This is a genomic window from Rhodanobacter sp. T12-5 (genome assembly GCF_008329435.1).
Taxonomy (GTDB): Bacteria; Pseudomonadota; Gammaproteobacteria; order Xanthomonadales; family Rhodanobacteraceae; genus Rhodanobacter.
In genome coordinates this window covers 849,643-869,647 of record NZ_NPKN01000001.1, presented here as the reverse complement: position 1 = coordinate 869,647, position 20,005 = coordinate 849,643, and the positions used below count along the sequence as shown (strand labels likewise).

The window sequence follows — 20,005 nt, the reverse complement described above, 5'->3', positions numbered from 1 at the left end:
CCGCTGCTCTACCGGGGCCCCTGTGCGGCGGTGAGGCGGGGACGACAGGCCCCAAAGGGGGAGCCGACAGGATGTCGGCTCCTTTTCGCTCGGACAGGAGTCCGATCGAAAAGCCCGGCCCCGACTCACGGACTTGCCGCCCATGGATGGGCGGCAAGCGCCAAGCGGGGTGGCCTTTCTCTTTGGTTACTTTCTCTTTGGCCACACAAAGAGAAAGTAACTCGCGCTCCGCAGGAGCACGAAAGCTCTTCGCTCTGAAACAACAAGAACAAACAGCAATCGCGGCTGAAACCGCTCCCGCAGAAGCCTGCGTCGGGCGATGCGCGCTCACGTGTAGAAACTCCCCGCCAGTGTGCCGAGCAACAGCGTCCACCCATCGACCAGCACGAACAGCATGATCTTGAACGGCAACGAGATGATCATCGGCGAGACCATCATCATGCCCATCGACATCAGCACGCTGGCGACCACCAGGTCGATGATCAGGAACGGAATGAACAGCAGGAAGCCCATCTGGAACGCGGTCTTCAATTCGCTGGTGAGGAACGCCGGCATCGCCACCTTGAACGGCACGTCGGCCTTGCTGGCGTACGGCTTCTCCCTGGCCAGCCGGGTGAACAACTGTAGGTCGGCGTCGCGCGTCTGGTCGAGCATGAAACGCTTGAATGGCGCCGAGGCGGCCGGCAGCGCCTGCTCGGCAGTGATCTGGCCGTCCATGTACGGCTTCACGCCATCGACATACGCGCGGTTGAGTACCGGCGACATGACGAACAGGGTGAGGAACAAGGCCAGGCCCAGCAATACCTGGTTCGGCGGCGTCGATTGCGTGCCCAGCGCCTGGCGCAGGAAACCGAGCACGATGATGATGCGGGTGAACGAGGTCATCATCAGCGCGATCGCCGGCAACAACGTCAACGCCGTCATCAACGCAAGCACCTGCAACGACATCGTCCAGCTCTGCCCGCCATCGGGCGTGTGCTGCACGTTCACCAGCGGAATGCCCGGTACCGTCGGCACCGCCGCCAGTGACGCCAGCGGCAGCAACAGCAGCACGCCGGCCATGATCCAGTGGCGCGCCTTCACGAGGCGCGCTTCCAGCGGGCCAGCAGGTCGCCGAATGCCGGCATCGGCGGCGCGACCGGCGGTTCCGCCGCGACAGGCTCGGGCGTGCCGTCGTAGACGTGCAGGGTCTGCATGCCGCTCGGACCCATGCCGATCAGCAGACGCTTGCCATCGGCATCCAGCAGCAGCAGCCGGTCGCGCGCGCCCACCGCAAACGATTCGACGCAGCGGATGCGCCGCCCGGCCGCGCCGTGGCGGCGCTGCATCCGGCGAGTGAGCCAGCCGGCGGCCAGGATCAGGCCGATGATGCCGAGCAGGCTCAGCACCACGCGAACGAGTTCGCCGGCAGCATTGAACTCCGGCGTCGCCGCCGGGGCCGCAGCAAGCATGAGCGCCAACGTGCCCATCAGCGCAGCTTGCGCACGCGTTCGGCCGGGCTGATCACGTCGGTCAGGCGAATGCCGAACTTCTCGTTGATCACCACCACCTCGCCATGCGCGACCAGGGTGCCGTTGACGAATACGTCCAGCGGCTCGCCGGCGGAACGATCGAGCTCGACCACCGAGCCCTGGTTCAACTGCAGCAGGTTGCGGATGCTGATGCGGGTACGCCCTACTTCCATCGCCAGCGTCACCGGCACATCCAGGATCATGTCGAGGTTGACGTCGCCGCCGTCGCCGGCGGCAGCCTGCAACGAATCGAATTGAACACGCTCGCCGGATTCGGCGAAGGCACTATCGGTGGACTGGCTCATGCGGGGGTCTTCTCTGTGGAATGGTCGCCGAACGTGCGCCTTTCGCGCCGCCCGGCATGGACATGGAAACGCACGGCGTTGCGGCCGTTGGACTGGCCGTAGCGGCCGCGGAACACCGGCACGTCTTCGGCATAGACAGTGGCCAGCTCGGGCAACTGCACGGGGATCACGTCGCCCGGCCGCAGGTGCAGGAACTCGCCGAGACTCATTTGAGCCTCCAGCAGCAGCGAGCTCAGATCCACCTCCGCGTCGAGTATTTCCTCGTGCAGCATCTCGGCCCAGCGGTCGTCGCGATCGACGCGGTCGCTCTGCACGCCGGCGTCGAGCAGGTTGCGGATCGGCTCGACCATCGCGTACGGCAGGGTCAGGTTGATATCGCCACCGCCGCCGTCGAGCTCGACGTGGAAGCGCGACACCACCACCGTCTCGGTCGGGCTGACAATGTTGGCGAACTGCGGGTTGATCTCCGAGCTCTGGTATTCAAACTGGAGATCGAGCACCGGCGCCCATGCCTCGATCATCGCGCCGAACAGTGCCTCCAGCATGATCTGGATCACGCGGTTTTCGGTGGCGGTGAAATCGCGCCCCTCGATGCGTGCGTGGTAGCGGCCATCGCCGCCGAAGAAATTGTCGATCACGGTGAACACCAGGCGCGGCTCGAACAACACCAGCGCGGTGCCGCGCAGCGGCTTGATGCGCACCAGGTTCAAATTGCTCGGCACCGCCAGGCCATGCACGTATTCGGCAAACTTGACCATCTTCACGCCCAGCACCGAGACCTCGCAGGTCTTGCGCAGCACGCTGAAGATCGCCGTGCGAAAGAACCGCGCGAAGCGGTCGTTGACCATCTCCAGCGTCGGCAGGCGACCGCGCACGATGCGGTCCTGCTGGGTGAAGTCGTAGGAGATCACCGCGTCCGGCGGCAGCGGCTCGTCGTTGCCGGTGGCGACGGCGCCGCCGGTCACGCCATCCAGCAGCGCGTCGATTTCGTCCTGGGAAAGCAGATCGCTCATGCGCGTATGGTCTCGGTCACTGCATCACGAAACTGGTGAAGTACAACGCGTCGATACCGGGGCGGCCGATCCGCGCCTTGACGATCTTGCGCACCGCCGCCAGCGCCTGCGCCTGCAAGTTGGCGCGACCGGCCGCATCGCTGATGATCGAATACTTCTGGTCGCTGAACAGCGCCACCAGCGCATCGCGGATCACCGGGTCGGCGCTCTTGGCCGTGTTGAGCGCATCCGCGTCGTGCGACATCAGCGTCACCCCGACCTGCAGGTAGCGCAGCGATTCGTCGTCGCGGAAATTCACCACGAAGGCAGGCTCCAGCGGCAGGTAGAGCTCGGTCTTGCTGAGGGTCACGGCAACGGGTTTCGCATGCCCGGAGCGCACCTTCCACGCATAGCCACCCGCGCCCAGCGCCGCCAGCAACAGCACGCTCACCACGATCACCAGCAGCTTGCGGCTCTTGCGTTCCACCGGAGCCTCTGCCAGCACTTCGGATTGTTCGTCCTCGATCATGAAAACCTCGACCTGCAATGGATTGGAAGACTCCGCACGGCGGCGTCATCCGATCAAAGCAAACCGCGTGCCATCGTTTGCGGAGCTTGCATACGCGCGCCTTTCAGTCGAAATGGGAGTTTCTGTCGCGGGCGGCGGCGTTTTCTTGACGCCTGCCGGGCGGTCGTCGCGACGCGTTCACGACGGCGCGCCTGCTTGGGCGAGCCGGATGCTTGTGGGCGTTCGTGGGAGCGACTTCAGTCGCGATGCTTTTTGCGCAAGCCGCCGCAGAACTCCAAAAGCATCGCGACTGAAGTCGCTCCCACAGCGGGGAAGGCCATCGCAACTCATGCCGAGTGCCGAGTGCCGAGTGCGCACCCGAAACCATTACGGACAGCAGCGCGCGTTCGCGGGAATGGCGAACAAAGGCGGTTCCGAGACTCCTTCAAGAGACTTGCAGACGCTCAGGCGAATGCGTCGAGCAGGCTGACCGTACCCGGCGTTGCCGACAGGGCGACGCCGTGGATCTCGCCGACATCGTCCAGCGCATCGCTGCCGGTGTCAGCGGCCGAGCCATGCCGGTCGCCACGATGCTGCTGCCCGACCTCGGCATGGCCGAGTGAAAGACCGTGCTGGGCGAGCATGTGATCGAGCTGCGGCAGGCTTTGCTGCACCGCCAATACCGCGCCGGGGTGCTGCGCGCTGAACACCACGTCGACTCGCCCGTGGGTCACGCTGAGCTTGACGTCGAGCGAACCCAGCTCCTCGGGATGCAGCCGGATCCGCGCCTGCTTGATGTCCTGTCCGCCCAGCCAGGCCACCTGCTGGCCGAGGTCCTGCGCAAAGGCCTGACTGCCCACCGGCGATTGCAGTTGCAGCACGGGAGGCAGGGCCGGCGCCACGGTAGCCGGCGGTACCGACAACGCGAGCGCGGGCGCCGCGCCATCCGGGGCTGAGTCCTTCCCCGCCGGAGCGATCGGCAACAAGCCGTCGGCTGCACCCAGCATGCTGGCGATCGCGGCGGGCGCCGGATTTGCCGTGATGGGCGTGGCCGCGCCTGCGGCCGGATCGAGCTGCAACAAGGTTGCCGCCGCAGCATTGGTCACTGGGCCGTTGCCGGCCTGGACCAGCACATCGGCCGACTTGCCGGCGGCAGCCGCGGGCCGCAACACGCCGGCCACCGACGGTGCAATCAAGGCCAGCATGGCGCCGGCCAGCGCGGACGCTGCCCGATCATCCCCTTCGCTGGTGTCCGCCGGCGCCTTCGCCACCGGTAGGTTGGCTTCCTGTGCCGGGGATGCCGGCGGCGTGGTTGATGCGGTCGGCGGCGCGGCGGCTGGCGCATTCGCCGGCGCTGCCGGCACGTCATGCGCATCTTTCGCCTGGGACGCGTCCGCGCCGGGCTTGCTCGCCTCATGCGGTTTCGTGTCAGGCGCAAAAGCATGCGGTTGCGTGGATGAGCGATCGGGATCGCGCGACGCATTCCGCTGTCGCGCGACATGCAGTTGATGATCGAAATGATCCGATCCGGCCGAGGATGCGGCCGATCCGGGGGCCGTGCCGGCGGAGCTGCCGCGAGGCGCGGCAGTCGTGACGGAAGTGGAACCAACGGTGGCGGCAGTCATGTGATGGACGCTCCGGAAAAAGATGATGGACAGGCGGCTGCCGACAGCGCGCCGGCAGGGAACGGCGACAAGCTCGAACCGCGCCATGCGAACGCGGCGCTCATCGCGGCCGCCGGTACTGCATGCGTTCGTCGACCTCGGCCTGCTCGTGGCGGTCCTCCGCCTGTCGTTCCAGCTCGCGATGCTGCGCGACGACGCTCTCCAGCGCGCTCTCGCGCGCATGCGTCCGCTGCCAATGATCGCGAACCTGCGCCAGCAGCTTTTGCTGCCGCGCGATCTCGCCCTGCTGCTGCATGATCGCCTGATCGATGCGTTCGACGAATTGCTGGCGGTTGAGCAGCGTGGCCACGTTGAGCGCGCCGTCGCCGCTGGCGGCGTACTCCTCGCGATAGCGCCGCAATTCGGCAAGCTGATGCTCCGCCTTGGCCAGCGCGTTTTGTTGTGCCGCCAATTGCACCAGCGCTTCCTCGCTGCGCTGCTTGGCCTGCTCCACCGCAGGCAGAAGTTGTCTCGCGCGGGAATTCATGTAGTCACCTGCTCGGCGAGCGCGTCGAGTTTCGCGATCGCCTCGTCAATCGTCATCGGCTCGTCCACCTCCTGCTGCAGGAATGCGCGCAGTTGTGGCCACATCCCGATCGCCTGGTCGACCTGCGGATCGGAGCCCTTCTGGTAAGCGCCCACCGCAATCAGGTCGCGTTGCTGTCGATAGGCGGAATAGACCTGGCGGAAGCGCTGCGCCGCGCGCAAATGCTCGCGCGTCACCACCGCCGGCATCACGCGGCTGATCGATGCCTCGATGTCGATGGCCGGGTAATGGCCCGCTTCGGCGAGGTCGCGCGACAGCACGATATGGCCGTCGAGGATCGCGCGTGCCGCATCGGCGATGGGGTCGTGGCGGTAGTCGTCGCCTTCGGTCAGCACGGTATAGAACGCGGTGATCGAGCCGCGCCCGTCCTCGTCGTTGCCGGCACGCTCGACCAGTGCCGGCATCATGGCGAACACCGACGGCGGATAGCCCTTGGTGGCGGGCGGCTCGCCGATGGCCAGTGCAATCTCGCGCTGCGCCTGCGCGTAGCGGGTCAGCGAATCCATCAGCAGCAGCACGCGCATGCCGCGGTCGCGGTACCACTCGGCGATCGCGGTGGCGTACTGCGCGCCGCGCAGCCGCTTGAGCGGTGGCGCGTCGGCCGGCGCGGCCACGATCACGGCGCGGCGGCGGCCTTCCTCGCCCAGCGTATGCTCGACGAACTCCTTCACCTCGCGGCCGCGCTCGCCGATCAGGCCGACCACCACCACGTCGGCATTGGTATAGCGGGTCATCATGCCGAGCAGGGTCGACTTGCCGACGCCGGAGCCGGCGAACAGGCCAAGTCGCTGCCCGCGCCCCACGGTGAGCAGGGCATTGATCGCGCGCACGCCGACATCCAGCGGCGCATCGATCGGCTTGCGCGCCATCGGGTTGATCGGCTCGCGCTTGAGCGCGGCGTGTTCGTCCGCATCCAGCGGGCCGAGCCCGTCCAGCGGCGCGCCATCGGCACCGATCACCCGGCCGAGCAGACCCATCCCGACCGGCAATCCGCCGCTGTGCGCGCATGGGCGTACCCGCGCATTCGGCAGCACGCCATGCATGTCGCCGACCGGCATCAACAACAGCCGCTCGTCGGCAAAGCCGACCACTTCGGTCTCGAGTTTTGCGCCATCCGCCGTGTCGACCAGGCAGCGTGCGCCGAGTGCCGCCTCGCAACCTTCCGCCTCCAGCGTCAGCCCGACCACGCGGCGCAAGCTGCCTTCCACGATCAGCGTGCGTGCCGCTTCGGCGCGGCTGCCCTGACGCGCGAACTGGCGCTGCCAGTTCGCCTGCCGCGCGGCAAGTATCGCCTCGGCGTTCATTCGTCCGGCCCGTTGCCGTCGTCGCCCAGCACGGCGTCGATGACCGCTGCCAGGCGGGTTTCCACGCGCGCATCGAGCCGCGAACGCGCGCTTTCCAGTTGGCAGTCGCCGCGCGCCAGCGCGGGATCGGCCAGCAACTGCCAATGACTTTCCGCCGCGCCGAGTTCCTGCAGCAATGCCAGATCGTCCGGATGCACGTGCACGCGAAGTTCGCGCGTGGCGGCAGGCAACATGCCGGCTGCCTGGCGCACGGCGTTCGCAATCAGTCCGGGTGACAACTGCAACTCGTGCGCGATCACGCGACTGGCCACGATCGTCGCCAATCGGGCCAGCTCCTGCCCGGTCTGCTCGTCGAGCGACTGCAGCGGCCGCGCCGCCGCGTCATACAGCGCGTCGAGTTGCGCGAGGCGCTGCTGCAGTTGCTGCTGCGCCGCTGCCAGGCCTTCGGCGCGACCGGCGGCGTAACCCTCCGCACGCGCCTGTTCCTCCAGCGCCGCCAGTTCGCGCACGGTCGGCTGCGGCGGCGTGTTGGCGGCCTTCGGCGTGAGCGGCTGGGTGCCCACGTTCGGCAGCTCCCAACGCTGGAAATCCGAAGTCGCTTGATGGATCGCGGCGGCCATCAGACGAACTCATCCCCGCTGGCGGCCAGGCTGAGCTGGCCCGCGTCGGAAAGTTTGCGGGCAATGCCAAGCACCTCTTTCTGCGCCGCATCGACGTCGCTCAGGCGTACCGGCCCCTTCACCTCGAGGTCGTCGCGCATCATGTCGGCGGCGCGCTTGGACATGTTGGCGAAGATCTTTTCGCGGATCGCCGGCTCGGCGCCCTTCAAGGCCGTGATCAGCGTGCCGGACGGCACTTCGCGCAGCAGGACCTGCATGCCGCGATCGTCCAGCTCGGCCAGGTCCTCGAACACGAACATCAGATCCTCGATGCGCCCGCCCAGGGCATCGTCCTGGCTGCGTATCGCCGTCATCAGCTCGGCCTCGCGGCTGGTTTCCATCGCATTGAGGATGTCGGCGGCGGCCTTGAGGCCACCGACGTTGGCAGACTTGAGTTTCTTGTTGGTGCCGGAGAACTGGCGCTCCATGATTTCGTCCAGTTCGTTCAGCGCGTGCGGTTGCACGCCATCGAGCGTGGCGATGCGCATCACCGCATCGGAGCGCACGCGCGGCGGCAGGTAGCCGATCACTTCGGCCGCCTGGTCCGGCTCCAGATGCGCCAATACCAGCGCGATGATCTGCGGGTGCTCCTGGTTGATCATCTCGGCGATGGCGCGGCTTTCCATCCACTTCAGCGACTCCAGCCCCTTGCTGCTGCGCCCGAGCAGGATGCGATCGATCAGGCCGCCGGCCTTGTTCTCGCCCAGCGCGTTGACCAGGATCTTGCGGATGTACTCCTCGGTACCCACGCCGAGCGAGGTTTGCCGGCCCATGTCTTCGTTGAGCTTGGTCAGCGCGTGCTCGACGTGCTCGCGCGATACGCTGGAGAGCGCCGCCATCGCGGTGCCGACCGCCTGCACGTCGCGGGCACTGAGGTGCTTGAGCACCTCGGCGGCATCCTGCTCGCCCAGCGTCAGCAACAGGATCGCCGCGCGCTGTGCGCCAGTGACGGGTGCGTCGGAACGGTTAGTTGCCATCTTCGCTCACCCAGTTCTTCACGACTTGCGCCACCTGTTTGGAGTTTTCGCCGACCATCCGCCTGGCCAGACCGATGCGTTGTTCATAGGCAAGCGTCGGTACGGCGCCGAGGCGAGCCGGCTCGTTCGCTGCCGGCTCGTCGTCGACGCGCACGGAAATCTTCGGCATCGGCGAGGGCAGTGCCCGCGCCGCGACCTCGCCGCGCAGCAACCCCTTCAACAGGGGACGCAGCAGGCCGAAGGCCACCAGCAGCGCGATCAGCACACCGAGCCCCTGCTTGATCAGGTCCATCGCGCCGGGCCGCTCCCACAACGGGGTTTCGGGCAGTTCCTCGGGGGCCGGACCGCGGTGAAATGCCTGGTTGACGACACTCACGCTGTCGCCGCGCGCAGCGTCGAAGCCGACCGCGTTCTTGGTCAGTTCGGTCAGGTGCTGCAGTTCCTGCGCCGTGAACGGCACGCTCTTGGCGGGCTTGGCGACGCCGGTATCCGGGTCGATCACCGGATTGCCCAGCTTGTCGTCCAGCACGACCGCCACGGTCAGCCGGGACAGCCTTCCCGCGGGGTCGCTGACATGGCTGATGGTGCGGTCGAGTTCGTAGTTGCGGGTGGCGCTGCTGGAGCTTTCGCCGGAGTCGGCAACGGCCTTCGTGCTGCTTGCCGAAGCGGGCTTGCCGCCGGCGGGGTTGGCCGCGGTCGGCTGCGCCACCAAGGTCGGCGGCTGGTTGCTCAGCGCGCCAGGTATGCCGCCAGGCGCTGCCACGCCAGCGCCGTGATGCTCGTCGCTGGTCTGTTCGCTGCGCAGGGCCGGATGATCGTGGCCATAGGTCTCGGTCGCTTTTTCGGTCTGGCTGAAATCGAGATCGGCGTAGACCTGCGCCCGCACCCTGCCCGGCCCGACCAGCGGCGTCAGCAGTTGCTCGATGCGTTCGGCATAGGTGTTCTCGATGCGCGTGGCCATGGCCAGGCGCTTGTCGCCCACCGCGCCGGGGCTGTCCGGATCGGTGGTCAGCAACTGGCCCTGCTGATCGATCACCGAGACCTGGCGTGCGTCCAGGTCGGGCACGCTGGCGGCCACCAGGTGAACGATCGCCGCCACCTGGCCGGCGTCGAGCTGGCGGCCCGGGTACAGCGTGAGCAGCACCGATGCGCTGGCCTCGCGGTTGTCGCGGATGAAGGCCGAAGGCTTGGGCAACGCCAGGTGCACGCGCGCCGAGCGTACCGACTGCAAGCCGCTGATGGTGGTGCCGAGGTCGGTTTCCAGCAGTTGCTGGTAGCGGGTGCGCTCGGCCAGGTCGCTCATGCCGAACGGCGAATCGGCGGCCGGCAACGCGCTGCTGTTGGCGCTGCCCTGCGGCAATCCTTTCGCGGCCAGCTTGAGCCGCAGTGCGGCCAGGTCGGCGGCCGGCGCCATGATCGATGAACCATCGCTGCCCAGCTGGTAAGGCGTGTTGTTCGATTGCAGCTCCTGCACGATCGCCGAGGCGTCCTTCTGCTCCAGGCCGGCATAGAGCAGGCCGTAGTTCGGTCCGCGCGACCACAACACCACGGCCACTCCGAGCGCCACCGCGGCGGCAACCGCCACCAGCAGCACGAGCTGGCGCGTCGCCGGGTTGCTGGCGATCTGCTTGAAGGGGTCCAGGCGCGAGCCGTTGTTTCCGGTCGTCGCGATGGCGTTGTCTGCCATGTTGCTGCTCGTTTTCTAGGGGCGGGGTCGGGTCGACGCGAATGCGTCAGACCGGCATGTTCATGATGTCCTTGTACGCATCGACCAGCTTGTTGCGTACCTCGACCATGGTGCGCAGCGAGAGGTCGGCTTTCTGCACCGCGATCATGGTGCGGCCCAGATCAGCGCCGGGGTCGCCGCGTTCGAAACTCGCCGCCATGCGGCCGGCTTCCATCTGGTTGCGACCGACCGCCGAAATCGACTGCTTGAGCACCGATGAAAAATCCGCCTGACCGCCAACCGGAGGCGCCGCCTTGAACGCGGCTTCCGGCGGGCGCACCTGCGCCGTCATCTGGCGCATCTGGGAAAGCAGGTTGTTGACGTCGATCGTGCTCATGTCGGTTGACCCATGTGATGACGGAATCCCGGCGCATGACGGGTTTGCAGTGATGGATGCACGAGCCGTGCCACGCTGTCGGGGACCACACCCGGTGCGAATGGGGCATATGCCGCTGCTACACGGCGATGCTGTTCTGCAAGCCGTACTTGCGCAGCTTCTCCACCAGCGTGGTGCGCTGCATGTGCAGCAGCCGCGCGGCATGGGCCACCACGCCGCCGGTGGCGTCGAGTGCCTGGCGGATCAACCCCACTTCGATGTCGGCCAGGTGGTCCTTCAGATCCAGCCCCTCGACCGGCAACATGCGCAGCGCATCGGCGACCGGCTGCACGCCGGCCTCGGTCGGCAGCGGCTGATCTTCCATCAGCGCCAGCAGGGCCGAACCGTGCACTTCGTCGACCGCATGCTGGCCGCGATATTTTTCGGGCAGGTCGCTGCTGCGCACTTCGCCGTGCGGAAACAGGATCGCCATGCGTTCGACCAGGTTGGAGAGTTCACGCACATTGCCCGGCCATGCATGCGCACGCAACGCCTGCATGGCACCGGCACTGAAGCGCACCACGCCCAGGCCGCGCCGGGCCAGCCGCTGGTTGAATTCGTTCACCAATGTCGACAGGTCGTCCAACCGTTCGCGCAGCGACGGCAGCTCCAGCGGAAACACGCTCAGTCGGTAGAACAGGTCTTCGCGAAACTGGTCGTTGGCGATCGACTGCTCCAGGTTGCGGTGGGTGGCGGCGATGATGCGCACGTCGCAGCGCTGGGTCTTGTTGCCACCGACACGCTCGAACGCGCGCTCCTGCAGCACCCGCAGCAACTTCACCTGCATCGGCAGGCTCATGTCGCCGATCTCGTCGAGAAACAGCGTGCCGCCTTCGGCCATTTCGAAGCGACCCTTGCGTGCGCTGATTGCACCGGTGAAGGCGCCCTTCTCGTGACCGAACAACTCGCTTTCCAGCAGCTCCGCCGGGATCGCTCCGCAGTTGATCGCCACGAAGGGTTTGTCGCGACGCGGCGAATGCCCGTGGATCGCCCGCGCCACCATCTCCTTGCCGGTGCCGGACTCGCCCAGTACCAGCACGCTCGAATCGAACGGCGCCACCTGGCGGATCAACGCATTCACCCGGACCATCGGCCCCGAATTGCCGACGAACCGTGAACCGCCGGCTTGCCCGCCCAGCAGGCGCGCATAGATGTTGCGCATCGCTTCGGCCATTTTTTCGTAGCGCAGCGGAAATTCCAGCATCGCCATCCTGCCGGCAAACGGCGAGGACTCGGCGCTGAAGCGCTCGACCCACGGCGAGTCGCTGGCCACCAGCAGCGGTATGTGCCCAGCCGCCGCGCCGAGCAGCGCAAACTGGCGCTCGGCCTCGGCATCATCATCGACGTTGCCGACATAGACCGCGCGCCAAGCCTGGGTGGCGTCGTCGATCTCGCTGCACGCCGCCGCATGCTGCGGCCGGTAGCCGAGGAAGTGGATCGCCGACAGCACGGATTCCACACGAGCCTGATCGGATTCGATCACCAGGAAGTCGAATTTCTGCATCACTCTTTCTCCTTACTGCACGTGTGGAGATCCATGCTTCCCAGCGGATCTGCATTTTCATCGGTGCCGACTTTCCGTCGCCGGCGACGTTGAAACGTGAGCAATAAGAAGGCCAGCTTTGCGACCCGTGGCGACAACAAAACGTCGCATGTCGGCAAAACATGCATGACCGCGATGGCCTGCTGCTGCCCACATACTCAACAGTTCTGTCTTAACTGACTGAAACAACGGAGGTTTGCACAAGGCCACGGAGGCGACCTCGGGGTGCTGAAGGGCGTGGGGCCGCGTCAGGGAAATTGCATGCCAACTTTCATGGATGTGAGGTGCATCACATTTGCCTCGTCAACAAAATCACACCTCAATCAGTGAGTTGCCGTGCTTCTGCCACTTTGCGTCGGTGATGGCGAAAAACCAGACGCTCAATTGCGTCACTCATCACGTCACTCAGCGGGGCGAACACCACGAACGCCCGGCCGTCATCCAGCCGGCGCTCCACGCGCGCGGGCAATTCCAGCGGCAGGCTGCGGCACACGTCGAAATGCAGGCGCAGCAGCAAGGCTTCCCCCGGCGGCAGCAACGCAGCAGGCAACAACGCCCCGACCGCGTTGAAACGCAGCATCTGGCGCGGGGGCAAGGTGTCGGCGGGGACGAGCAGGTGGTTGACGATATCCACCAGGGCGGTGAGCTTGGCGTCCATCCGCAGCATTTCCTGCATCAACGGGGTGTCGTCCTCGCCGATGTCGGCACGACGTTCTTCCAGCGCGGCGATGGCCGCCAGCGTGTTGGCATTTCGTTCGGCCAGTCGCAGCTGTTGCGCCTGCGACGGAGGCCAGGCCAGCGGCTCGCTGTCGACATGCAGCGCTTCCTCACTGCTTACGCGTTGCTCGAAATCGTCCCAGCTGTTTGTCATCGTTCGATCCTGCGGCGCGGCGATATGCCGAAACCGCCATGAAGGCGGTCTTTTGGCGCTGGCTCAAGAAGCCACTGCCCTGTGCGGAAACCCGACGCCGGCCATGGCTCCCCCGACGCCGGTTGGCAACAATATACGCCCTACTTTTGCGCGTAGGCGAGGATCGCTTTGGATCGGTCGGTTTCCTTCTGCCACTGCCCCGCCACCGTGTCGCGTGCCCGCCGAACGAGCTCCTGCAGCTCGCGGTCGCACGCCAGCAATTCATCCAGTTGCGCATGCGTGGCGGCATCGCGAGGATGCTGGCGCAGTACCAGCGGTTCGCGCTCGGCTTCCAGTGCGGTCAATCGCTCCCAATCCTGTGCGTGGCAGGCGATCAGCATGTCGCGGGTCAACTGAAGCGCCTGCGCCAAAGGCGTCTGCTGCGACACATTCGCTGGCTCGGTCATGCGCTTGCGGCATGCTCAGCGGCGCCGGCCGGAGCGACCTGCACCCAGCTGTCGCGCACCTGTTGCAGCAGCTGGCTGACCTCGTCGATCAGGGTGGTGTCGTCACGGATGTTGGCCTGCAGCAGGCGCCGGCTCATGTAGTCGTACAACGCATCCAGCCGCTCGACCATGGCCGGATCCGCCTTGGGATCGAGGCTGTCACGCAGCCCGCCCAGGATTTCGATGCAGCGCGAGATGGTTTCGCCCTTGGCCGCCGTCTCGCCGCGCTGCATGTGTGCACGGGCCTTGACCATCCGCTCCAGCGCACCATCCATCAGCAAGGTGATCAGGCCATGCGGATCGGCCGACTCCACGCCGCCATGCGAACGGACTTGTTGGTAGGCGCCTGCGCCGTAACCGAATCCCATGACCGTATCTCCTTACTTCTTGTTGCTGTTGGTAAGCGCGTCGAACTGCTGGGTGAGGTAGCTGCTGGTGCTGTTGAGCTTGGACATCAGCGTGTCCAGCGCGGTGAACTGCGCCTGGTAACGTGCGGTGAGGCTGTCCATGCGGGCGTTCAGCGCGTCCTGCTGGTCGCCCAGGTCCTTCAGCTGCTGGCTGATGCTGTCGGTGCGCCCGGCCAGTACGCCGCTGTCGCCAACCCAGTTGGTCAGCTGGGCACCCAGTTGCGCGGAGAAGCCGTTGTCGCCGCCGAACACGTCGCTGACCTGCTTGCCGCCATCGGCGAGTGCCGCGTTCAGTGTGTCGCTGTCGAGCTTGAGCGTTCCGTCCACCTGCAACGAAATGCCGATCGAGGACAGCGTGGCGCCATTGGCGCTGCCGCCGATGATCCGCGACAAGGTGCTGTTGATGCCGTTGAGCGTGGCGTCGCCGATCATCGCGCCGGCGGTCTTCGTCGTCGCATCGTATTTGGTCAGGTTTTGATAGATGCCGACGAAGCTGTTGTAGGTATTGACCAGGTTGGTCAGCGCGCTGGTCGCCTTGGACGGGTCATTGGCCACGCTGACCGTGCTGGTACCCAGCGCGGACAGGTTGAGGGTGAGTCCGTCGATGGCGGTGCTGATGCTGTTGCCGGCGCTGTTCGCGGCCAGGCCGTCGATGGTGTACAGCGCATCGCTGGCCGCGGTGATCACGGTCAGATTGTTGCCGCTGCCGGCGCTCGCATCGTAGTTGAGTGCGGCAAGACCGCCATCGCCGCCGCTGCTCGACACCGTAAAGCCATTGGCTGCGCCGGTGCGGGTGCCGCTCAGCACCAGGTGCGCGCCGTCGGTACCGTTGACGATGGTGGCGCTGACGCCGGGGTTGTCGCTGGCCTTGTTGATCGCATCGCGAATCGATGCCAGCGAGTTGTTGCTGCCATCGATGGAAAGATTCATGGTCTGGCCGCCCACCGCAATGGTGAGTGTGCCGGTACCGACCGTGGTGCTGCTGCCGGTGAACGCACCGGACGAGGCCTTGAGGGCGCTGGCCAGCTGGGTCACTTCGATCTTGTAACTGCCGGCGACGGCGCTGCCGGTCGCGGTGGCGTTCAATATGGTGGTGTCGCTGCTGCTCACGCTGTGCGCGCTGAATGCGCTGCCATCGCTGATCGAGGCCATCGCCGATTGCAAGGCCGAAAGCGCGGCGCTGACCTGGCCAAGCGCGGAAAGCTGGGTATTGGCGGTTTGCGCCTGATCGGTGATCTGGTTTTGCTGGGGTGCCTTCTTGGCATTGACCAGTTGGGTGACCAGGGTGGCTACGTCAAGACCCGAACCGACGCCCATCGAGGTCAACAGGCCGGTGGTGGGTGTGGCGGAATTGACGGTGATCGCCATGGTCGGGTCGTCCTGGATTCAAATGGAACGGCCGCGGACATCCGCGGCCGTTCCGGTGGCAAGTTACTGCAGCAGCTTGAGCACGCTCTGGGTGGAAGCGTTGGCCTGCGCCAGCACCGAGACACCGGCCTGTTGCAGGATGTTCGCGCTGGACATGTTCGCGGTCTCGGCAGCGAAGTCGGCATCCTGGATCTGGCTGCGCGACGAGCTGAGGTTCTGCGAAATGGTCTGCAGGTTGGCGATGGTGGAATCGAAACGGTTCTGCACCGCGCCGAGATCGCTGCGCATGGAGCTGATGGTGCCCAGGGCGGCATCGATGCGGCTGATGGTGTCGTTCGCGCCGCTCACCGTCTTCACGTTGCTGCTGGCCAGGTCGCCGCCGGTAGCGATGGCGGTGGCACCGGCACCGGAGAAGCCGAAGTCGCCCGCACCCGAAGCGGCCTTGGTGCCGTCCACGGTCAGCGCAGACTGCGAGTTCAGGTGCAATGCCTTGCTGCTGCTGTCGTAGTAGGCGGAGACGCCGGCAATGCCCTTGCTGTTGATCGCATCGACCAGGCTCTGGGCGTCCTTGTAGGTGCCCGCCATGTCGGTACCGTCGATCTTCAGATCGCCAGAACCGAGGGTCAGGTCGGCCGGCGTGCCGGCGACCGCGTCCGCACCGGCGACGTTGCCGGTGATGAACGCCGCATCGGCGCCGCCGATCGTGATGGCGCTGGCCGAGCCCGTCGCTGCCGTGGTGATGGTGAAGCCGTCGGTACCGCTGGCGGCGACGGTGTAGACGCCTGCGCCACCTGCACCTGCATCCAACTGGGTCTGCACATCAGCCACCAAGGTCGCCTGGTCGGTCTCGGCGGTCGCCAGGGCAACCGTGGTGCCGTCGACCGTGAAGGTCTTGGGCGTACCCGTACCAGCGCTGTAGTCAAAGCCTGCAACGCCCGTGGCCGTGGCCACCGACGCGGTTGCGGCGGTGCCGCCGGAAGTGAACAGGCTGCTGATGTCACCGGTCGCCGAGGTGGCTACCTGGCCGACCTGCTTGGCGCCGGCGCCCTGGCTCAGGTTCACCGAGATCGTCTCGCCGACGTTGGCGCCGATCTGGAACGCAGCGCTGCCGAACGTGCCGTCAAGGACGTGGCGGCCGTTGAACGTGGTCTGCTGCGAGATGCGGGTGATTTCCGACAGACGCTGCTGCACTTCGGCATCGAGCGCGGCGCGGTCGCTGTCGGAGTTGGTGGCGTTGGCCGACTGCACCGCCAGTGTGCGGATGCGCTGCATGTTGTTGGTCACCTCGTTCAACGCCGACTCCGTGGTCTGCGCCAGCGAGATGCCGTCGTTGGCATTGCTGACCGCCTGGTTCAGGCCGTTGATCTGGGTGGTGAAGCGGGTCGAGATGGCGAGGCCGGCGGCATCGTCCTTGGCGCTGTTGATGCGCATACCGGACGACAGACGCGAGATCGCGGTGGCCAGCTTGCTCTGCGACGACGCCAGATTCTTCTGGGCGTTCAGGGAGCTGATGTTGGTGATGACGCTCATGACCATGGGAATTCTCCGAATCGGGGTGATGTGCCGAGGTGAGTCGGCTCAGACAATCCGGCGGGGATTCACCATTGAATACATCCGCCTTGTGGACTGTTTCGACGCACCACACCGAAACTTGAGCCTTGTCAACGCAAATAATCGAACAACTTCGAGCCCTGGATCTTGGTGAACGTCTGCTGCGCCGCCTGCAGGGCGGTGGTCTGCGCGCCCAGCTGGCTGATCGCGTCGTAGTAGTTCACGGATTGCACGTCCGACAGCGCGCTCTTGTATTGCAGGGTCAGGTCGTCGTTGAGCCCGCTCTGCTGATCGAGCGCATTCATGCGCGCGCCGACAGCACCGCGCGTACGCGTGATGGTGTTGATCGCCTGATCGAGATTCGCGAACTGCGTGTTGATGTCGTTCTGCGTGTCCGCGCCGCCACCGTTCGGCTGCTGCAGCGTGCCGATGATCTTGTCCAGCGTGGTGAACACATCCTGCGTGGACGATGCACCCAGGGCGAAGCTGTCGCCCGCCGCGGGCGTGCCGCTGAATGCCACCTGCGCACCGCGGAAGCTGACGCTGCCACCGACCGCCGGGTCGTAGCTGCCGCTGTCCAGCACGGCGCCGCCGCCATCGCGCACTTCATACGTATCGGCCGCGGTGAACACGATGCTGTAGCTGCCGCCATCCCACGCCGAAGGATTCGCATGCGGATCGCTGACGCTGCTGGCACCGGCCACGGCGCTGCCGGTGTTGGCGGCGGCGGCACTGATCGCGAAGGTGCCGTTGCCGGTGGGAATGTTGGCGAATACGGCACTGCCCGGATCGCCGGTGGCGACCTGCAGACCCGGGCCTGCAGCCACCATGCGCTGGCCGTCGTCACCCACGTAGGTGACGCCGTTCTGCGAGGCGAACGGCTCGGTGCCGGTGCGGTTGCCGGCGAAGATGTATTCGCCCTGGCCATCCTTGCTGTTGGCCTGCCCCAGCAATTGCTGGCGCAACTGCACCATCTCGGCGGCGATGTCGCCGCGGGTTTCGTCGGTCTGCGTGCCGTTGGCGGCCTGCAGCAGCAAGGTGCGCACGCGGCCGAGTACGTTGGTGACGTTGGACAGGCTCTGGTCTTCCAGCCCCAGTCGCGCGTTGGCGCTGGTGATGTTGCGCTGGTATTGCGCGGTATCGGCGGTGACGTGCGTCAGGTCCAGTGCGCGCGCCGCGCCGACCGGATCGTCGGACGGCTGGTTGATGCGCTTGCCGGTACTGAGCTGCGTATTGATGTCGGACAGGTCGCTCTGCCGGTCCATCATGCTGCCGACGGACTGCTGCTGCATCCAGCTGGTGGAAACTCGCATGGCTTACCTCTGCACGGCGCTGAGCAACGCGCTGAAGATGGTGTTGGCGGTGGTGATGACCTGGGCCGAAGCCTGGTAGGCCTGCTGGTAGCGCACCAGGTTGGCGGCCTCTTCGTCGATGTTCACGCCGGACACGCTTTGCTGCGACGACATCGCCTGGCTGTAGACCGCGGTCTGCGTGGTCAGGTCGTCCTTGGCCAGCGCGCCGGCACCGCCGACCTGCCCGACCAGCTGGCTGTAGGCGCGGCCCACGCTGGTGACGCCGCCATCGAGCACGCCGAGGTTGGCGACCTTGCCCAGCGCCAGCGCGTTCGTGTTGTCGCCCTGCGCATTGGTATTGCCCTTGACGTTGAAGCTGTCGCCGGCCGCCGGTGCACCAGCGAGCTTCAGGCTCCAGCCGGCATGCACGATCGGCTGGCCGGCGGTGAATACCTGGGCGGGGCCACCGTCGATGCTGTAGCTGGTCGGCGAAGTGAACACGATCGAACTGGGGGTAAACAGGTTCGGGTCGCTGCCGTCGCTGACACTCGCGCTGGCGACGGCCGTACCGGTATTGGCACTGCCGGCGCTCGCCGTCAATGCGGCAGCGGCGGCGATCTTGTCGGGATCGTCGATCGCCACCGTGAAACCGGCCGCGCCGTTGCGACTGGGCTGGATGCGGAAACTGTCGCCCGCCGTGGGGCTGCCGCCGACCACCAGGCTCAAGCCGGCCGCCTTGAACGGATCGGCGGCGGTGCCGCTGCCACTCAGGGCGACGCTGGTGCCGTTGCTGTCGCGCAGTGTCCAGGGACTGGTGCCGTCGTAGCTGAGCACATAATCCTTGCCGCTGAGCGCACCCATGTCGCTGATGCTGGCATCCAGCGTGCCACTGCCCGCATTGGTGCTGGCCGCCTGCACCGCCGGCCCGGCGACGTCGAAGAAATCGCCGCCCACGTCACCCTTCAGATCCACGCCTTGGCCGTGCTGCGCGTTGAAGCTGCTGGCCATAGCTTGAGCGGCGCGACCGAGCTGGGTCTGTGCCGGGTCGAGCACGGTGCGCTGGAAATCCAGCAACGCGCCGAGCGCGCCACCGCCGAGCCGGCCGCTCAGCACGCTGCCGGAGGTGCCGACCACTTCCTGCCGTGTGGCGTCGTAGATGTTCGGCGCCGTGCCGAGCGCATGCGCCTCGGTGCCGGTGACCAGGCCCATGCCGTTGCCGGCGAAGACGCTGATGGTGTTGTCGTTCTGCGCCGTCACGCTGATGCCGACCTGGCCGGCCAGCTGCTTGACCAGTGCATCGCGCTGGTCGAGCAGATCCGCCGGCGGCGTACCGTCGGTGGCGGCCGAGGAGCGGATCTGGCCATTCAATTTCGCAATCGACTGGCTGATGTTGTTGATCGAATCGACGGTGTCGCTGACCTGTTGCTGCACCTGGCCGTCGAGCTGGCTGAACTGGCCGGACAGGGAATTGAAGGTGCTGGCCAGCGCGCCGGCGCGCGCCAGCAGTACCTGTCGCGATGCCGCGTCGGACGGCGCATTCGCCATGTCCTGCACCGCGCCATAGAACTGGTCCAGCGAAGTCTGCAGGTTGACGCTGCCGGAAAGCTGGTTGTTGAGCTGGCCGGTGAGTGCGGCCATCGTGGTTGCGCGGCTTTGCCCGGACGAGGCCGACCACAGTGACTGGTTGAGGAACTGGCTGTAGGCACGCGTCACCGCCACCGTGTTCACACCGGTGCCGATGTAATAGCCGCCCTGCCCCTCGGGCAGTCTGGCGCCGAACGACACCTGCTGGCGGCTGTAGCCGTCGGTGTTCACGTTGGCCACGTTGTGGCTTACCGTGCTGAGCCCGATCTGCGCGGCAAGCAGCCCGGACACGCCGGTCGAAAGCATGTCAGCCATGGAACATCCTCGGTGCATGG

General features: G+C 66.2%; 20 protein-coding genes. All 20 read right to left on the bottom strand.

Annotation, left to right across the window (positions count from 1 at the left end; genetic code table 11):
- Positions 1-327: 327 nt before the first annotated feature.
- The 20 genes from fliP to flgK all read right to left on the bottom strand — a co-directional run bounded on the left by fliP (position 328) and on the right by flgK (position 19,985).
- Positions 328-1,083, bottom strand: a complete 756-nt coding sequence (gene fliP, locus CIW53_RS03635) for a flagellar type III secretion system pore protein FliP (protein ID WP_149363319.1) — start codon at positions 1,081-1,083, stop codon at positions 328-330.
- Positions 1,080-1,451: a flagellar biosynthetic protein FliO gene (locus CIW53_RS03630; protein ID WP_242451757.1), complete on the bottom strand. Its 372-nt coding sequence runs from the start codon at positions 1,449-1,451 to the stop codon at positions 1,080-1,082. Before CIW53_RS03630 ends, fliP begins: the two co-directional genes overlap by 4 nt.
- Positions 1,452-1,468: 17 nt before the next feature.
- Positions 1,469-1,816 (bottom strand): flagellar motor switch protein FliN, encoded by a 348-nt coding sequence (fliN, locus tag CIW53_RS03625; RefSeq protein WP_149363317.1) that lies wholly within the window; start codon positions 1,814-1,816, stop codon positions 1,469-1,471.
- Positions 1,813-2,829: a flagellar motor switch protein FliM gene (fliM, locus tag CIW53_RS03620; protein ID WP_149363316.1), complete on the bottom strand. Its 1,017-nt coding sequence runs from the start codon at positions 2,827-2,829 to the stop codon at positions 1,813-1,815. The genes fliN and fliM overlap by 4 nt, the downstream gene beginning before the upstream one ends.
- 16 nt (positions 2,830-2,845) lie before the next feature.
- Positions 2,846-3,337, bottom strand: a complete 492-nt coding sequence (locus CIW53_RS03615; protein ID WP_149363315.1) for a flagellar basal body-associated FliL family protein — start codon at positions 3,335-3,337, stop codon at positions 2,846-2,848.
- 443 nt (positions 3,338-3,780) lie between these two features.
- Positions 3,781-4,680, bottom strand: coding sequence for a flagellar hook-length control protein FliK (locus CIW53_RS03610; RefSeq protein ID WP_172969570.1), 900 nt, complete (start codon positions 4,678-4,680; stop codon positions 3,781-3,783).
- 361 nt (positions 4,681-5,041) lie between these two features.
- On the bottom strand, positions 5,042-5,467 hold the full coding sequence (gene fliJ, locus CIW53_RS03605) for a flagellar export protein FliJ (protein ID WP_149363313.1): 426 nt from the start codon (positions 5,465-5,467) through the stop codon (positions 5,042-5,044).
- On the bottom strand, positions 5,464-6,831 hold the full coding sequence (gene fliI / locus CIW53_RS03600; RefSeq protein WP_149363312.1) for a flagellar protein export ATPase FliI: 1,368 nt from the start codon (positions 6,829-6,831) through the stop codon (positions 5,464-5,466). The genes fliJ and fliI overlap by 4 nt, the downstream gene beginning before the upstream one ends.
- Complete coding sequence (locus CIW53_RS03595) at positions 6,828-7,451, bottom strand: FliH/SctL family protein (RefSeq protein ID WP_149363311.1); 624 nt, start codon at positions 7,449-7,451, stop codon at positions 6,828-6,830. The genes fliI and CIW53_RS03595 overlap by 4 nt, the downstream gene beginning before the upstream one ends.
- Complete coding sequence (gene fliG / locus CIW53_RS03590) at positions 7,451-8,467, bottom strand: flagellar motor switch protein FliG (RefSeq protein WP_149363310.1); 1,017 nt, start codon at positions 8,465-8,467, stop codon at positions 7,451-7,453. The genes CIW53_RS03595 and fliG overlap by 1 nt, the downstream gene beginning before the upstream one ends.
- Positions 8,457-10,154 carry a flagellar basal-body MS-ring/collar protein FliF gene (fliF, locus tag CIW53_RS03585; RefSeq protein ID WP_149363309.1) on the bottom strand — a complete coding sequence of 566 codons (1,698 nt, stop codon included), beginning with the start codon at positions 10,152-10,154 and terminating at the stop codon, positions 8,457-8,459. The genes fliG and fliF overlap by 11 nt, the downstream gene beginning before the upstream one ends.
- Positions 10,155-10,200: 46 nt before the next feature.
- The gene (fliE, locus tag CIW53_RS03580; RefSeq protein ID WP_149363308.1) at positions 10,201-10,530 is read right to left on the bottom strand and encodes a flagellar hook-basal body complex protein FliE; all 330 of its coding nucleotides are present in this window, start codon (positions 10,528-10,530) and stop codon (positions 10,201-10,203) included.
- Between the two features lie 118 nt (positions 10,531-10,648).
- Positions 10,649-12,073 (bottom strand): sigma-54 dependent transcriptional regulator, encoded by a 1,425-nt coding sequence (locus CIW53_RS03575; RefSeq protein ID WP_149363307.1) that lies wholly within the window; start codon positions 12,071-12,073, stop codon positions 10,649-10,651.
- A 358-nt stretch (positions 12,074-12,431) separates the two neighbouring features.
- Complete coding sequence (locus CIW53_RS03570; protein WP_149363306.1) at positions 12,432-12,983, bottom strand: PilZ domain-containing protein; 552 nt, start codon at positions 12,981-12,983, stop codon at positions 12,432-12,434.
- A 140-nt stretch (positions 12,984-13,123) separates the two neighbouring features.
- A complete protein-coding gene (locus CIW53_RS03565; RefSeq protein ID WP_149363305.1) occupies positions 13,124-13,429 on the bottom strand; it encodes a flagellar protein FliT in 306 nt (101 codons plus the stop codon).
- Positions 13,426-13,836, bottom strand: coding sequence for a flagellar export chaperone FliS (fliS, locus tag CIW53_RS03560; protein WP_149363304.1), 411 nt, complete (start codon positions 13,834-13,836; stop codon positions 13,426-13,428). The genes CIW53_RS03565 and fliS overlap by 4 nt, the downstream gene beginning before the upstream one ends.
- 12 nt (positions 13,837-13,848) lie before the next feature.
- Entirely contained in the window at positions 13,849-15,243 is a 1,395-nt protein-coding gene (gene fliD, locus CIW53_RS03555; RefSeq protein ID WP_149363303.1) for a flagellar filament capping protein FliD, read from the bottom strand.
- Positions 15,244-15,306: 63 nt separating this feature from the next.
- Complete coding sequence (locus CIW53_RS03550) at positions 15,307-16,773, bottom strand: flagellin (protein WP_242451756.1); 1,467 nt, start codon at positions 16,771-16,773, stop codon at positions 15,307-15,309.
- Between the two features lie 131 nt (positions 16,774-16,904).
- Positions 16,905-18,107, bottom strand: coding sequence for a flagellar hook-associated protein FlgL (flgL, locus tag CIW53_RS03545; protein ID WP_149363301.1), 1,203 nt, complete (start codon positions 18,105-18,107; stop codon positions 16,905-16,907).
- Between the two features lie 3 nt (positions 18,108-18,110).
- Complete coding sequence (gene flgK, locus CIW53_RS03540; RefSeq protein ID WP_149363300.1) at positions 18,111-19,985, bottom strand: flagellar hook-associated protein FlgK; 1,875 nt, start codon at positions 19,983-19,985, stop codon at positions 18,111-18,113.
- Positions 19,986-20,005 lie beyond the last annotated feature (20 nt).

What these genes read in the sequence shown, in the direction of transcription:
- fliS (WP_149363304.1), bottom strand. Translation starts at nt 13,836, where the DNA reads ATGGGATTCGGTTACGGCGCAGGCGCCTACCAACAAGTCCGTTCGCAT.
- fliG (WP_149363310.1), bottom strand. Translation starts at nt 8,467, where the DNA reads ATGGCAACTAACCGTTCCGACGCACCCGTCACTGGCGCACAGCGCGCG.
- flgL (WP_149363301.1), bottom strand. Translation starts at nt 18,107, where the DNA reads ATGCGAGTTTCCACCAGCTGGATGCAGCAGCAGTCCGTCGGCAGCATG.
- CIW53_RS03615 (WP_149363315.1), bottom strand. Translation starts at nt 3,337, where the DNA reads ATGATCGAGGACGAACAATCCGAAGTGCTGGCAGAGGCTCCGGTGGAA.
- CIW53_RS03575 (WP_149363307.1), bottom strand. Translation starts at nt 12,073, where the DNA reads ATGCAGAAATTCGACTTCCTGGTGATCGAATCCGATCAGGCTCGTGTG.
- CIW53_RS03595 (WP_149363311.1), bottom strand. Translation starts at nt 7,451, where the DNA reads ATGGCCGCCGCGATCCATCAAGCGACTTCGGATTTCCAGCGTTGGGAG.
- CIW53_RS03570 (WP_149363306.1), bottom strand. Translation starts at nt 12,983, where the DNA reads ATGACAAACAGCTGGGACGATTTCGAGCAACGCGTAAGCAGTGAGGAA.
- flgK (WP_149363300.1), bottom strand. Translation starts at nt 19,985, where the DNA reads ATGGCTGACATGCTTTCGACCGGCGTGTCCGGGCTGCTTGCCGCGCAG.
- fliD (WP_149363303.1), bottom strand. Translation starts at nt 15,243, where the DNA reads ATGGCGATCACCGTCAATTCCGCCACACCCACCACCGGCCTGTTGACC.
- fliJ (WP_149363313.1), bottom strand. Translation starts at nt 5,467, where the DNA reads ATGAATTCCCGCGCGAGACAACTTCTGCCTGCGGTGGAGCAGGCCAAG.
- CIW53_RS03630 (WP_242451757.1), bottom strand. Translation starts at nt 1,451, where the DNA reads ATGCTTGCTGCGGCCCCGGCGGCGACGCCGGAGTTCAATGCTGCCGGC.
- CIW53_RS03550 (WP_242451756.1), bottom strand. Translation starts at nt 16,773, where the DNA reads ATGAGCGTCATCACCAACATCAGCTCCCTGAACGCCCAGAAGAATCTG.
- fliM (WP_149363316.1), bottom strand. Translation starts at nt 2,829, where the DNA reads ATGAGCGATCTGCTTTCCCAGGACGAAATCGACGCGCTGCTGGATGGC.
- fliF (WP_149363309.1), bottom strand. Translation starts at nt 10,154, where the DNA reads ATGGCAGACAACGCCATCGCGACGACCGGAAACAACGGCTCGCGCCTG.
- fliN (WP_149363317.1), bottom strand. Translation starts at nt 1,816, where the DNA reads ATGAGCCAGTCCACCGATAGTGCCTTCGCCGAATCCGGCGAGCGTGTT.
- CIW53_RS03565 (WP_149363305.1), bottom strand. Translation starts at nt 13,429, where the DNA reads ATGACCGAGCCAGCGAATGTGTCGCAGCAGACGCCTTTGGCGCAGGCG.
- fliI (WP_149363312.1), bottom strand. Translation starts at nt 6,831, where the DNA reads ATGAACGCCGAGGCGATACTTGCCGCGCGGCAGGCGAACTGGCAGCGC.
- fliE (WP_149363308.1), bottom strand. Translation starts at nt 10,530, where the DNA reads ATGAGCACGATCGACGTCAACAACCTGCTTTCCCAGATGCGCCAGATG.